A 13,035-nucleotide genomic window follows, 5' to 3' on the forward strand; every position below is an offset into this window, starting at 1 on the left:
CCGCCGCTGGTACGTTTCATTCTACTTGCGTCGGGAAAGCGAGGGGGGCGGATGATGAGCCGGATCAGCCTGGGATTGTCGAGCAGGTCTGCCGCGAAAGCTGCCCCATCGCGCCTCCGTCGTTTCCTGCACAGCGCGGGGAGCTATTGGCGCGGCAATACCGCAGGCCAGGCCTGGCTCGTAACCGTGAGCCTGATCGGCGTCGTGTTCGTCAGCCTCGGCATCACCTACAGCCTCAATCTCTGGAATCGGCATTTCTACGACGCGCTTGAAGCCAGAAACGGCGCTGTCGCACTCCATCAGGCCGCGCTGTTTCCGCTCCTGGTCGGCCTCTACCTCGCGCTCTGCGTCTTTGCGATGTGGGCGCGAATGACGATGCAGCGGAGCTGGCGTGCGCGGCTCAATGCCGATCTGGTACGGCGATGGCTTGCGATGAACCGCTTCTACAAGCTCGAGCTTGTCGGCGGCGATCACAAGAACCCGGAGCATCGCATCAATGACGACTTACGGATCGCGACCGAGATGCCGGTCGATTTCGTCACCGGCTTCGTCACCTCGCTGCTCTCGGCGGCGACCTTCATCGCGGTGCTGTGGACTGTCGGCGGCGCCTTAGGCTTCGAAGCTGGCGGTCGTGCGTTTACCATTCCAGGTTATTTGGTCATCGCGGCGGTTGTCTATGCGCTGATCGCCAACGGCGCGATGCTGGCGATCGCCTTTCGTTTCATTCCGCTCACCGAGCAGAAGAACCAGGCCGAAGCCGAGTACCGCTATGCGTTGACCCGGGTGCGCGAGAATGCCGAGAGCATCGCGCTGCTGGGAGGCGCGCCGGCGGAAGATGACCGATTGGGCGAGACTTTCAGCCATGTCGTCGCGCGCTGGCGCGATCTGATGGTACAGAACATGCGCACGGTGATCGTCTCCCAGGGCAGCGCGCAGCTCTGCGGCGTGGTGCCGGTCCTCTTGTGCACGCCACGCTATTTCGATGGTTCGATGAGCTTGGGCGCGATCATGCAGGTGGCTTCCGCCTTCACCATCGTGCAGGGCGCGCTCAGCTGGTTCATGGAGAACTACACGCGACTTGCGGACTGGACCGCGTCCGCACGCCGCGTCGGCGCGTTGATGCTGGCGCTCGATGTCGCAGAGGCCGACGAGCAAACGGCGGGCATTGCGTGGCAGCAGGAGGGGGACGCGGCGCTCCGCCTGCACGATCTGCGCGTGTCACTCCATGACGGACGGCCGATACTGCGCCGTGCCAGCGCGGCAATTCGGCGCGGCGAGCGCGTGCTGATCACCGGCGAGTCCGGGACCGGCAAGAGCTCGCTGGTGCGTGCCATCGCCGGCTGCTGGCCTTGGGGACGGGGCCGAATCGTGACCGCTGCAGACCAGCGCGTCCTTGTCATCCCGCAACGGCCCTATGTCCCTTCGGGCAGCCTGCGCGACGCCGTGAGTTATCCGTTCGGGGCCCGCGACGTGGCCAGCGAACAGGTCGCTCGCGTGCTCGCAACAGTCGGTCTCGGTCCATTCCTACCCAAGCTCGATGAGATCGCGGCCTGGGACAAGATCCTGTCCGAAGGCGAGAAGCAGCGGCTCGCGATCGCGCGGCTCCTGCTGCACCGGCCCGATATCATCGCGCTCGATGAGGCCACGTCCGCACTGCATGTCGAAGGGCAGGCCGAGCTGATGGACGTGATCGCGCGAGAGCTGCCGGACGCCACCATCGTCAGCGTCGGTCACCGGCCGGAGCTTGAAGCCTTTCACGATCGCAAGCTGACGATCGCGCGGTGTGTGGGTGGCGCGGTGATCGTCTCCGACACCCCGCTGACGCCGGGCGCCGCCGTGGGTGAATTGCGCGTCGGCTGACGAGCCTACCCGGCCTCCGCCCCCGCGCGCGCAGGCATGATGCGGAAGTCGCGGCCCTCCTTCAGCCAGGTGGCGCGCTCGTCGCGCAGCAGGGTGCGGCGGACCTTGCCGGAATCGTCACGCAGCATCATGTTCACGATCTCGTAGCTTTCCGGATGCTTGTAGCGGCTGAGCCGCTCGGCGAGGAAGCCGCTCATGCCGTCGACGATCGCCTGTGCATCCGCACGCTCGTCGAGTTCGACGATTGCATGCACGCGCTGGCCGAGCTCGGGATCGGGCAGGCCGACCACGACACAGGAGCGGATGTCCGGATGCGCCATCAGCGCCGCCTCGACCTCGGCCGGATAGATGTTGGCGCCGCCGCGCAGCACCATGTCGGCCAGCCGGTCGCCGAGATAGAGATAACCCTCCTCGTCGAGCCGCCCGATGTCGCCGAGCGACTCCCAGCCGTCCGGCCGCCGCTTCGGCTCGGCCCCGAGATAGTGATAGGTGCAGCCGGGCCCGTCATCGGGAAGGAAGTAGATCTCGCCGCTTTCACCGGGCGCGACGTCTTTGCCGTCCGGCCCGATGATGCGGAGCTTGCAGGAGTCGTCGATCCTGCCGACCGAACCCCTGTGCTTCAGCCATTCGGTGCCGGAGATCACGGTGCGGCCCTGCCGTTCGGTGCCGCCATAGAGCTCGTAGATCTTCTCCGGACCGACCCACTCGATCCATTTCTCCTTCAGCCATGGCGGCATCGGCGCGGCCATATGGAACACGATCTTGAGACTGGAGACGTCGTAGGAATTGCGCACGGCGGCGGGCAGCGCCCAGATCCGGTGCATCATGGTCGGCACGAAATTGACCCATTGGATGCGCTCGGCCTGGATCAGGCGCAACGTCTCCTCCGCATCGAACTTCACCATGCCGGTAAGCCGGCCGCCGGCGAACAGCCCGTAATGCGACACGATGAACGGCGCGTTGTGGTAGAGCGGACCGGGATTGAGCAGCGAGACATCTTTCGGGATCCCGAGCGGCGGCTCGGCCGCGGTGTCGGTCACCGCCGGCTGATGATCGAGGATCACCTTGGGCCGGCCGGTCGAGCCGCCCGAGGTCATCGCCTTCCAATAGCGTGCCACCGGCGCGGTCAGCGGCTCCTCGGAGAAACCCTCGGGCACGAAGGTCGCGGGCAGCGAATTCGGCGCATTCCAGTCGGCTTCGCCGCCGACCACGAGCGAGGGTTGCAGGATCTCGAGCACGGCGGCGGCCTCGCCGCGCGGCAGCCGCCAGGACAGCGAGGTCGGCGTCGCACCGCATTTCCACACCGCAAAGCTGGTCTCGAAGAACGCGTTGCCGTTGGGCAGACCGATCGCGACGAAGTCGCCGGGCCGGACGCCCTTGGCCATGAACGCGCGGGCGCGGGCGTTGGCGCGGCGCTCGAGCTGCTCCCAGGTCAGCGCCTCAGTGCCGTGCTGGATCGCGATCGTATCCTTCGGCTTGCGCTCGGCATACCAGCGCGGCACATCCGCCAGGGGGATCAGCATCGGTTCCTCCACATCATCAGGCGTTCGCGTGCGCCCTGTTGTTCTGGTCGCGCGGATCGTTCGCGCGCCCATGATGGGAGATGTTGTGCCCTAACTCATGCTGCTTCGTCCATATGCGTGCAGCTCGCCTCGGGAAATGCCGCCCCGCGAAATGGCGAACAGTGTGCGCTCGTCTTGCGTGCACCGAAACGTGTCGCCGACATGAGACGTCCAATTCGAACTTTTGCCGGCAGCGATCATTGAAGCGGCGGGGGCCTAGCTGATGGGAGTTCCCTATGCACGCTCAAGAGATGATCTCCAGCCATCCGCATGTCCGCGGCCAGATCAATGACGCGCTGATCCGCTGCATCGAAGAGTGCTATTCCTGCGCCCAGACCTGCACCTCCTGCGCCGACGCCTGTCTTGCTGAGGACATGGTGAAGTCGCTGACGCAGTGCATCCGGCTCGATCTCGATTGCGCCGACATCTGCAACATCACGGGGCGGATCGCGACGCGGCGCACCGGGTCGGACCAGGAGGTGATCCGGCGCATGCTCGACACCTGCGCGGCGGCCTGTCGCCTCTGCGCCGAGGAATGCGAGAAGCATGCGCAGATGCATGAGCATTGCCGGATCTGCGCTGATGCCTGCCGCAGCTGCATGAAGGCCTGCGAGGAGGCCGGGCGCAGCATGGCGCATTGATGCGTTCTCAACAGGCCGGGCACAGGTGCCCGACCTGTCGATCACTGGCCGCTATATTGCCCGATCCTAAAACGGATTTGCAGACAATTTAAATCGGTCAACTCGGGCCGAGCAGGTTGGTCAGCGACGTGAAGATGCCGACCAGCGTCAGACCGAGCTTGTTCATGATCGCGATCAGCGCGAGCGCAATTCCGCACGCGATCAGGCCATATTCGATTGCGGTTGCGCCGGACTCGTCGCGCAAGAACCGCAAAATCAATGACTTCATGAGTTTCCCGCCAATCTCTGGTTGAACGAACAAGCCGTCCTCTTGTTCGGGCGCCAGAATGGCCGTGAAAAACCTAAGGTAGTATAAACACGAGGGCTGCAAGTTTTTCAATGTGCGCAAAAAATGCGCAAATGCGAGCGCCGTGCACGCCCGTGTCGTTGCGCCAGATCCCTGTGCAACTCACGTGAGGTGCTCACAACAACAAGCGGCAACTGCGTTCTGAACACTGCGGAAGCATCACAGCCGTGTGACATTTTGCGATGGCCTCCACCGTCTTGAGGCAAGTCAAGCGGCGTCTGTCATTGCCGTGCAGATTTGTGCCCGTCCGCAATGCCTCACGCGAGAACGGGACGTAGGATGAACTTCCACTCGGCTGCCTTTTTGTTCGAGCAATCGCGCCAAGACGGCGCAGGTCTGTTTCCTCATTTCAATCGACGTATCGCAGCCGCGGCAATTCCGCTGGCGGTCGGCGTCGCGATGGCGTTGCTGCCGCCACCCGCCGGCCTCGCGCAATACAGCTGGTGGTACCTCGCGCTGTTCGTCACCGTCATCATCGGCTTGATCACGGAGCCCATCCCAGCGGCTGCCGTCGGCTTTCTCGGCGTCACGATCGGGGCCGTGCTCGGGCGCTACATTCTCTTTTCTCCCGCGCAGCTCGCATCGACGAACCCGACCAGCGCTGCCATCAACTGGGCCTTGTCCGGCTTCTCCAATGCGACGGTCTGGCTGATCTTCGCCGCCTTCGTGTTCTCGCTCGGCTACGAGAAGACGGGACTCGGCAAGCGTCTCTCGCTGCTCCTGCTGTCCCGGCTCGGCGGACGGACATTGACGCTGGGCTACGCCGTGATGCTCGCCGATCTCATCCTCGCGCCATTCATGCCGTCGAACACGGCCCGCAGTGGCGGCACGATCTTTCCGATCATCAAGAACATCCCGGGGTTCTATCAGTCGCGGCCGAACGACCCGTCATCGCGCCGGATCGGCGGCTACCTGATGTGGACCGCGATCGCCTCGACCTGCGTGACGTCATCGATGTTCTTGACGGCGCTCGCGCCCAACGTGCTCGCGATCGAACTCGTGCGCAAGACCGTGCATGTCGAGCTTGGCTGGATGCAGTGGTTCTTAGCCTTTCTCCCGGTGGGTCTCGTGCTGCTGCTGACCACGCCGCTGCTTGCCTATGTCCTGTACCCGCCGGAATTGAAGGAAAGCCCCCAGGTGCCGGAATGGGCGCGCCAGGAGCTGACGGCAATGGGCAAGCTGTCCGGGCACGAGATCACGCTTCTGATCCTGGTGCTGCTGGCGCTGGGACTGTGGATCTTCGGCACCGCCGTGCTCGATCCCACGACCGTCGCATTGCTCGTGGTCAGCCTGCTCGTCATCACCGGCTGCATCACCTGGAGCGACGTGCTGGACGACAAGCCTGCCTTCAACACGCTGATCTGGTTCGGCACCTTGGTGCCGCTGGCGAGCGGCCTGGCGCAGACGGGCTTCGTCGCATGGCTGGCCGGACTTGTCGGTCCGATGCTGGCAACGATGTCGCCGATCGGGGGGCTGGTCGGGCTGATCGGGCTGTTCTTCCTCCTGCATTATCTGTTCGCGTCGACGACCGCGCACACCACCGCGCTGCTGCCGCTGATGCTGACCGTGGCAACCAAGATCCCCGGCCTGTCGATCACCACCTCGGCGCTCGCGCTCGCGCTCAGCCTCGGGATCATGGGCATCATCACACCCTACGGCACGGGCCCGAGCCCGGTCTATGCCGGCAGCGGCTTTCTTCCGGGACGCGACTACTGGCGGCTCGGCGCGATCTTCGGCGCCTATTTCCTGGCGGTCTTCCTGCTGGTCGGCGTGCCGAGCCTGATGTTTCTGAGCTGAGAAGGAAAGACGATGGAGCAGTTTGACGCCGATATCCTGATCCTTGGTGCCGGCGGCGCTGGATTGCGGGCCGCGATCGCCGCCGCAGAGGCCGCGCCGGACATGACGATCGCGCTGGTCTCGAAGGTCTATCCAATGCGTAGCCACACCGTGGCGGCCGAAGGTGGTTCGGCCGGCGTGGTCAGGCCGAACGACAGCCTCGACAATCACTTCAACGACACCGTCGAGGGCGGCGACTGGCTCTGTGAGCAGGACGTGGTGGACTATTTCGTCGGCCACTGCACGCGCGAGATGATCCAGCTCGAGCATTGGGGCTGTCCCTGGAGCCGCCTGCCGGACGGCCATGTCAATGTCCGCAAGTTCGGCGGCATGAAGATCGAGCGCACCTGGTTCGCGGCCGACCGAAGCGGCTTCCACATCCTGCACACCCTGTTTCAGACTTCGACCAAGTATCCGCAGATTCGGCGCTTCGACGAATTTTTCTGCGTCGACCTGATCGTGGACGACGGCCGTGTTCAGGGCGCGGTGGTGCTGTCGATGGCGAGCGGCGAGTTCACCGCGATCACGGCGCGGGCGGTGGTGATCGCCACCGGCGGTGCCGGCCGCGTGTTTCGCCAGAACACCAATGGCGGCATCGTCACCGGTGACGGCATGGCGCTGGCTTATCGCCACGGCGTGCCGCTGCGTGACATGGAGTTCGTGCAATATCACCCGACCTGCCTGCCGGGCACCGGCATCCTGATCACCGAGGGTTGCCGGGGCGAGGGCGCGCTGCTCGTCAACAAGGACAACTACCGCTACTTGCAGGATTACGGCCTCGGCCCGGTGACGCCGGAGCCGCGCAACAAGTTCATGGAGCTTGGTCCGCGCGACCGGCTGAGCCAGGCGTTCTGGCATGAGGAGCGCAAGGGCCGCACGGTCACCACGCCACAGGGCGAGGCGGTGCTGCTCGACCTTCGCCATCTCGGCCGCGCGAAATTGCAGGAGCGACTGCCGCTGATCTGCGAGCTGGCGCAGCACTTCGCCGGGATCGACGCTGCGACCACGCCGATCCCGGTGCGTCCCGCCGTGCACTACACGATGGGCGGCATTCTGGTCGACATCAACACCGCCTCGCCGCTGCCCGGCCTGTTCGCGGCCGGCGAATGTTCCAGCGTCGGCATTCACGGTGCCAACCGGCTGGGATCGAATTCGCTGGCCGAGCTGACCGTGTTTGGCCGCGTCGCCGGCGAGCAGGCGGCGGCCTTCGCGCGCCAGGCGCCCGCGGCCAAGGCCGGTGATCCGGCCAAGGCGGCCGAAGCCAAGGCGCTTGCGCTGCTGCAGCGGCAAGGCGACGGCGAGCGCCACGCCGCGCTGCGGGTCGACATGGCGGTCAGCATGGAGAAAGGCTGCGGCATCTATCGCCTAGGCGATGAGATGCAGGAGACCTGCGACGCGCTCGCCAGGCTGAAGCAGCGCTATCAGGCGCTCACGCTGGAGGATCGCTCGCGGGCCTGGAACACCGACTGGATCTCCGCGATCGAGCTCGGCTTCCAACTCGACGTTGCCGAAGCGATGGCGCATGCGGCGCTTGCGCGCAAGGAGTCGCGAGGCGCGCATCAGCGGCTCGATGGCTTCGATGCGCGCGACGATGTGAACTTCCTCAGCCACAGCCTGGCTCACTACCAGGACGACGCTGCGCCGCGCATCAGCACGATGCCCGTCAAGATCACGCGTTCGCTGCCCGGACAGCGCGCCTATGGCGCGCTCGGCGAACAACTCGAAGCCGCCCGCAAAGAGACGACCCATGCCTGAGACCAAATCTGACAAGACGATCGAGTTGCGCGTGCTGCGCTATTGTCCATCCAAGGACGCGGCGCCCACCTTTCAATCCTTCCGGGTGCCCTACACCGATGACATGTCGGTGCTGCAAGGGCTGCAGCAGATCAAGGCGGAGCTCGACGGCAGCCTTGCCTTCCGTTGGTCATGCCGGATGGCGGTGTGCGGCAGCTGCGGCATGATGGTCAACGGCGCGCCGATGCTGGCCTGCAACACCTTCCTGCGCGAGCTCGCGCCCGGCCCGGTCACGCTGGAGCCGCTGCAGAATTTTCCGATCGAGCGCGACCTCATCGTCACCGTGGGCGACTTCGTCAAGAAGATCGAGAGCATCTATCCGTACATCATGCCCAGGCAGCCGAAGACGGTGGAGCAGGGCACCTATCTGCAGACGCCGGCCGAGATGCAGGAATACGCCTCCTTCGCCGACTGCATCAACTGCATGCTGTGCTACGCCGCCTGTCCGCAGTTCGGCGCCAATCCTGATTTCATTGGTCCGGGCGCGATGGCGCTGCTGCAGCGCTACAACAGCGATTCGCGTGACGGCGGCCAGCAGGCGCGGCTCGACCAGATCCGTGGCGAGGATGGTGTGTGGTCCTGCACCGCCGTCGGCCTGTGCTCCGAGGTCTGCCCCAAGCAGGTCGATCCCGCCAATGCCGTCAACCAGAACAAGAGCAAGAGTGCGCTCGACTTCTTCCTGAGCCGCCTGCGCACGGAGAACGTGACATGAGCGAACGACGTCCGTATCTGCGACCTCAGCCGCGCGACTGGTGGGCGCATCCGCCTTACCGCGCCTATACGATCCGCGAGCTCTGCGGCGTCGCGCTCGCGCTCTATGCCGCGGTCCTGCTCGCCGGGCTGATCTGCCTCGCGCGCGGCCCAGAGGCGTACGAGGCGTTCCGCCGCTTTCTGGCAAGCCCGGTATCGCTTGTGCTGCATCTCGCGCTGCTCGCGGCCGCGCTCTGGCACATGTGGACCTGGTTTCAGATCCTGCCGAAAACGCTGCCCAAGCTGGTCTGGCGCGGCAAGCTGGTTCGCCAGCAACTGATCACCACGGTCGCCACAGTGCTGGCCGCGGGCTGCTCGGCGGTCCTGGTCCTGCTGATCGTCATCATCGGAGTCTGGTCATGAGTTCGCCGAAGAACGCAACACTGCCGAAGCGGTCCATCTCGCCGATATTCTGGCTGCTGTTCGGCGCCGGCGGCATGATGGCTGCGCTGATCGGTCCAGGGCTGATCATCATCACCGGCATCATGATTCCCCATGGCTGGGGCGTTCCGGAGAGCTTTGATAGCTACGCGAGTGCGCTGGCCTTCGCCCGCAACCCGCTCGGCAAGCTGGTTCTGCTCGCCGTGATCGCGCTGCTGTTCTGGCACGCGGCGGAACGCGCCTTCCTCACCCTGCACGACATGCGTGTCGGCCCGGTGCTGCTCTTGCGCTGGGCAACTTATGGGCTCGCAGCCGTGCTGACGCTCGTCGTCACGGCTGTCCTCCTTGCGATCGGCTTCTGATCGCTTTCTCCCTTCCTCATACAGGTGACTGAACGTGCTCGATGTAACTTCGGCTGAGGCGCTGCTGCCTTCGTATCTTCGCGATGTCTATAGCTGGGCCTATCTCACTCCGTGGCTTGCCGGCTGGCTCGACCGGCAGGTCGTGGTGCAGACAATTCTCTGGGGCAACGCCCAGCGCTTGATTGGCGATGTGCTTGACGAGATCGCGCCGGGTGACCGGGTGTTTCAGGCGGCTGCGGTCTACGGCGATTTCTCCCGCCAGGTCGCGGCCAAGATCGGCCGCCGCGGCCAGCTCGAGGTCCGCGATATCGCGCCGCTGCAGGTGTCGCTGACCCGGCGCAAGCTGTCCGATCTGCCGCAGGCGCATGTCGCGCGCGGCGACGCCGCGGACCCGCAGGACGAGAGCGCCGATGTGGTCGTGTGCTTCTTCCTGCTGCACGAGGTGCCGGATGCGGTGAAGCTCCAGGTTACGCGCGCCATGCTGGAGCTGGTGGCGCCGGGAGGACGGGCGGTGTTCGTCGACTATCATCGGCCGCATCGCTTTCACCCGCTGAAACCGCTGATGCGCAGGATCTTCGCCTGGCTCGAGCCGTTCGCGACCAGCATGTGGCGGCACGAGATCAAGGATCTTGCCGGACCTCGCGGCGGCGGCTTCCGCTGGCGCAAGCGCACCCGGTTCGGCAGCATGTATCAGGTCGTGGTCGCCGAGCGCATCTGACCGGCCGTGGCCGGTCAGATCGGGACGCCTGCCGCCTTGAGTGCCTCCGCGTAGGTCGCAGCCATCGCCGGCACGGGAAAGGGGATGCGCGCCAGGAAGCCGGAGACGGTCAGCTCCGGCTCGAGCTTTTGCAGCTCCTGCGCGACCTGCGTGGCGCGGGCCAGCTCGCCGATGTTCACCAGCGCCACCACGAGCGCGCGCAATGCGACCGCAAAGCGCCGGTTCTGCGCCAGCGCCTTTTCCGCCCACAGAATGGCTTGTGCAAAATCGCAGTCGGCGAGCGCGCAGATCGCCATGGCGCCGGAGGCGAACCAGCCGCGCGGATCGCGCGGGTTCAGCCGCATTGCCCGTTCGACCATGGCGCGGCTGGCGGCTTGGTGGCCGCGCATGGCTTCGATCCAGCCGCCCAGCGTGAGCGCCATGGCGGAATTCGGATTGATCGCGAGCGAGCGGCTGAAGAGCTCGCGCGCCGGCTCGATCTCGTCGGCCATGTTCCAGATCGCGAAGGCCGCCATCCACAGCACCTGCGGATCGTTGGGCGCGAGCTCGGTCGCGCGCCAGGCGAGCGCGACGGCCTTGTCGCGATAGGTTTCGTCCGGCTTGATCCAGCCTTGAAAGTGACGCAGCGCGTGGCAATAGGCGGTCGCCGCCATCGCCGGCGCATAGACCGGATCGATCTGAAGTGCCTGCTCCAGACATGCAATGGCGGCAGCAATGCTGTCGGCGGTGAACGCATCGCGAAGACTCGCGGCCCGGAGCAGCAGGTCGTAGGCCTGCAGCGCGTTCGCAGGCATGGATCGTCGCCGCTCCACCTCCGCTAATTCCAATGTCGGCTCGATCGCCGCGACCACGCGTTCCGTAATGGAATCCTGCAGCGCGAAGACGTCGCCCACATCGCGATCGAAGCGGTCGGCCCAGAGGTGCGCGCCCGTTGCCGCGTCGATCAGCTGGCCGGTGATCCGCAGGCGAGATCCGGAGCGCCGAACGCTGCCTTCCAGCACGTAGCCGACGCCGAGGTCGCGGCCGACCTCGCGCACGTCGACCGGCTTGTTCTTGTAGGTGAAGGTCGAGTTGCGCGCGATCACCGCAAGGCCTCCGCAGCGTGACAGCGCGGTGATGATGTCCTCGACCATCCCATCGGCGAAATAATCCTGCTCAGCATCGCCGCTCATGTTCGCGAAGGGCAGCACCGCGATCGCAGGACCTTCGAAACCGCGCGCCGGAGCGATATCCGAACGCGCGCCCGCCGGTTCGCCGCTCTGCTCGTTGACCTCGCCGACGAAGCGAAAGCCCTTGCGCGGGACAGTGCGGATCAGCCGCTGGGCTTCGCCATCGTCGCCAATCGCAGCTCGCGCAGCACTGATCCGGCTGCTCAAGGTGGCCTCCGAGACGATGCGGCCGTGCCAGACCGCAGCCAGCAGATCGTCGCGGCTGACGACGCGGTCCCGGGCACGGATCAGGAACTCCAAGAGGTCGAAAACCTGCGGTTCCATGGCCACCACGCTGTCGCCATGGCGCAGCTCGCGGCGGCCGGGATCAAGGATGAAGTCGTTGAAAGAATAGAGCAAACGTCGACCTGCCGGCAGTTCGATGGGGGCGCTGGCAATCTAACATGGGTTGGGGCACGGCAAAATCAGGCGCATCTGAAGGAAAACTCCAAGCCGTCTCCAAGCGCAGCGAAGTAGGTTCGGGCAAGAGCTTGGCCATCCAAACCGAGGAGATCGCCATGTCAGAGATCATCAACCACCATCGCCGCCGTCTGCTCGGCGTTGCCGCCGCCGGCATCGCCGCCGCTACGGTCGGATCGTTCGCCGCGGCGCAGGCGCAGGGCTTCAAGGCGAAAACGACCCTGCCTGCGGTGAAGGCCGGGACCACGACGGGCTTCGCCCCGCTCAAGCAGGTCGATGCCGGGCTCCTCAATGTCGGCTACGCCGAAACCGGGCCCGCCGACGGCCCCGTCGTGATCCTGCTGCACGGCTGGCCCTATGACATCTATAGCTATGCCGACGTCGCGCCGGCACTGGCGTCGGCCGGTTATCGCGTCATCATTCCCTATCTGCGCGGCTACGGCTCGACGCGCTTCCTGTCTCCTGCGACCATGCGGAGTGGCCAGCCGGTGGCGGTCGCAGCCGACATCGTCGCGCTGATGGATGCGCTCAAGATCCAAACCGCGACGCTCGCCGGCTATGATTGGGGCGCGCGCACCGCCAATATCATCGCGGCGCTGTGGCCGGAGCGCTGCAAGGCGATGGTCTCGGTGTCAGGCTATCTGATCGGCAGCCAGGAGGCGGGCCGGATGCCGCTGCCGCCGAAGGCGGAGCTGCAATGGTGGTATCAGTTCTACTTCGCGACCGAGCGCGGCCGCGAGGGCTATGCGAAGTACCGGCACGACTTCGCCAAGCTGATCTGGCAGATCGCCTCCCCGCGATGGAAATTCGACGACGCCACCTTCGACCGCAGCGCAGCCGCGTTTGACAATCCCGACCATGTCGACGTGGTCGTGCACAATTATCGCTGGCGGCTCGCGCTCGCCGAGGGCGAAGCGAAATATGACGAGCTGGAGAAGAAGCTCGCGACCTTCCCGGTCATCGCGGTGCCGACCATCACCATGGAGGGCGACGCCAACGGCGCGCCTCATCCGGAGCCCGAGGCCTACGCGAAAAAGTTCTCCGGGCGCTACGAGCACCGGCTGATCAAGGGCGGCATCGGCCACAACCTGCCGCAGGAGGCGCCGCAGACCTTTGCGCAGGCCGTGCTCGACGTGGCGGCGGGTTGACGGCGCCAC

General features: G+C 65.4%; 12 protein-coding genes. 9 read left to right on the forward strand and 3 right to left on the reverse strand.

Features of this window, described 5'->3' with window-relative positions; all coding sequences use genetic code 11:
* Positions 1-54: 54 nt before the first annotated feature.
* Positions 55-1,860, forward strand: a complete 1,806-nt coding sequence (locus ACQR1W_RS07415) for an ABC transporter ATP-binding protein/permease (protein ID WP_434850161.1) — start codon at positions 55-57, stop codon at positions 1,858-1,860.
* Positions 1,861-1,865: 5 nt separating this feature from the next.
* On the opposite strand, the gene ACQR1W_RS07420 is transcribed toward ACQR1W_RS07415, so the two are convergent.
* Positions 1,866-3,383, reverse strand: coding sequence for an AMP-binding protein (locus ACQR1W_RS07420; protein ID WP_434850162.1), 1,518 nt, complete (start codon positions 3,381-3,383; stop codon positions 1,866-1,868).
* 275 nt (positions 3,384-3,658) lie between these two features.
* On the opposite strand from ACQR1W_RS07420, the gene ACQR1W_RS07425 reads away from it, so the two are divergent.
* A complete protein-coding gene (locus tag ACQR1W_RS07425; RefSeq protein ID WP_434850163.1) occupies positions 3,659-4,063 on the forward strand; it encodes a four-helix bundle copper-binding protein in 405 nt (134 codons plus the stop codon).
* Between the two features lie 97 nt (positions 4,064-4,160).
* On the opposite strand, the gene ACQR1W_RS07430 is transcribed toward ACQR1W_RS07425, so the two are convergent.
* Entirely contained in the window at positions 4,161-4,331 is a 171-nt protein-coding gene (locus tag ACQR1W_RS07430) for a Flp family type IVb pilin (protein WP_434850164.1), read from the reverse strand.
* A 357-nt stretch (positions 4,332-4,688) separates the two neighbouring features.
* Between ACQR1W_RS07430 and ACQR1W_RS07435 the strand changes: the two genes are divergently transcribed.
* The 6 genes from ACQR1W_RS07435 to rquA are packed head-to-tail and all read left to right on the forward strand — an operon-like array spanning position 4,689 to position 10,250.
* Positions 4,689-6,206 carry a DASS family sodium-coupled anion symporter gene (locus ACQR1W_RS07435; RefSeq protein ID WP_434850165.1) on the forward strand — a complete coding sequence of 506 codons (1,518 nt, stop codon included), beginning with the start codon at positions 4,689-4,691 and terminating at the stop codon, positions 6,204-6,206.
* Between the two features lie 12 nt (positions 6,207-6,218).
* On the forward strand, positions 6,219-8,000 hold the full coding sequence (frdA, locus tag ACQR1W_RS07440) for a fumarate reductase (quinol) flavoprotein subunit (RefSeq protein ID WP_434850166.1): 1,782 nt from the start codon (positions 6,219-6,221) through the stop codon (positions 7,998-8,000).
* Positions 7,993-8,751: a succinate dehydrogenase/fumarate reductase iron-sulfur subunit gene (locus tag ACQR1W_RS07445; RefSeq protein WP_434850167.1), complete on the forward strand. Its 759-nt coding sequence runs from the start codon at positions 7,993-7,995 to the stop codon at positions 8,749-8,751. The genes frdA and ACQR1W_RS07445 overlap by 8 nt, the downstream gene beginning before the upstream one ends.
* Complete coding sequence (locus ACQR1W_RS07450; protein WP_434850168.1) at positions 8,748-9,152, forward strand: fumarate reductase subunit C; 405 nt, start codon at positions 8,748-8,750, stop codon at positions 9,150-9,152. The genes ACQR1W_RS07445 and ACQR1W_RS07450 overlap by 4 nt, the downstream gene beginning before the upstream one ends.
* The gene (frdD, locus tag ACQR1W_RS07455) at positions 9,149-9,532 is read left to right on the forward strand and encodes a fumarate reductase subunit FrdD (protein ID WP_434850169.1); all 384 of its coding nucleotides are present in this window, start codon (positions 9,149-9,151) and stop codon (positions 9,530-9,532) included. Before ACQR1W_RS07450 ends, frdD begins: the two co-directional genes overlap by 4 nt.
* Before the next feature lie 34 nt (positions 9,533-9,566).
* Positions 9,567-10,250, forward strand: a complete 684-nt coding sequence (gene rquA / locus ACQR1W_RS07460) for a rhodoquinone biosynthesis methyltransferase RquA (RefSeq protein ID WP_434850170.1) — start codon at positions 9,567-9,569, stop codon at positions 10,248-10,250.
* A 14-nt stretch (positions 10,251-10,264) separates the two neighbouring features.
* Here rquA and ACQR1W_RS07465 read toward each other — a convergent pair whose 3' ends face one another.
* Positions 10,265-11,818: a winged helix-turn-helix domain-containing protein gene (locus ACQR1W_RS07465; RefSeq protein WP_434850171.1), complete on the reverse strand. Its 1,554-nt coding sequence runs from the start codon at positions 11,816-11,818 to the stop codon at positions 10,265-10,267.
* Between the two features lie 158 nt (positions 11,819-11,976).
* Between ACQR1W_RS07465 and ACQR1W_RS07470 the strand changes: the two genes are divergently transcribed.
* Positions 11,977-13,026, forward strand: a complete 1,050-nt coding sequence (locus ACQR1W_RS07470; protein ID WP_434850172.1) for an alpha/beta fold hydrolase — start codon at positions 11,977-11,979, stop codon at positions 13,024-13,026.
* Positions 13,027-13,035: the final 9 nt, after the last annotated feature.

This window comes from Bradyrhizobium sp. HKCCYLS1011, from assembly GCF_051167795.1.
GTDB lineage: Bacteria > Pseudomonadota > Alphaproteobacteria > Rhizobiales > Xanthobacteraceae > Bradyrhizobium.

Excerpts from the sequence above, each read along its gene's own strand:
- ACQR1W_RS07450 (WP_434850168.1), top strand. The coding sequence starts at position 8,748 with ATGAGCGAACGACGTCCGTATCTGCGACCTCAGCCGCGCGACTGGTGG.
- ACQR1W_RS07445 (WP_434850167.1), top strand. The coding sequence starts at position 7,993 with ATGCCTGAGACCAAATCTGACAAGACGATCGAGTTGCGCGTGCTGCGC.
- ACQR1W_RS07415 (WP_434850161.1), top strand. The coding sequence starts at position 55 with ATGAGCCGGATCAGCCTGGGATTGTCGAGCAGGTCTGCCGCGAAAGCT.
- frdA (WP_434850166.1), top strand. The coding sequence starts at position 6,219 with ATGGAGCAGTTTGACGCCGATATCCTGATCCTTGGTGCCGGCGGCGCT.
- frdD (WP_434850169.1), top strand. The coding sequence starts at position 9,149 with ATGAGTTCGCCGAAGAACGCAACACTGCCGAAGCGGTCCATCTCGCCG.
- ACQR1W_RS07425 (WP_434850163.1), top strand. The coding sequence starts at position 3,659 with ATGCACGCTCAAGAGATGATCTCCAGCCATCCGCATGTCCGCGGCCAG.
- ACQR1W_RS07420 (WP_434850162.1), bottom strand. The coding sequence starts at position 3,383 with ATGCTGATCCCCCTGGCGGATGTGCCGCGCTGGTATGCCGAGCGCAAG.
- ACQR1W_RS07430 (WP_434850164.1), bottom strand. The coding sequence starts at position 4,331 with ATGAAGTCATTGATTTTGCGGTTCTTGCGCGACGAGTCCGGCGCAACC.
- ACQR1W_RS07470 (WP_434850172.1), top strand. The coding sequence starts at position 11,977 with ATGTCAGAGATCATCAACCACCATCGCCGCCGTCTGCTCGGCGTTGCC.
- ACQR1W_RS07435 (WP_434850165.1), top strand. The coding sequence starts at position 4,689 with ATGAACTTCCACTCGGCTGCCTTTTTGTTCGAGCAATCGCGCCAAGAC.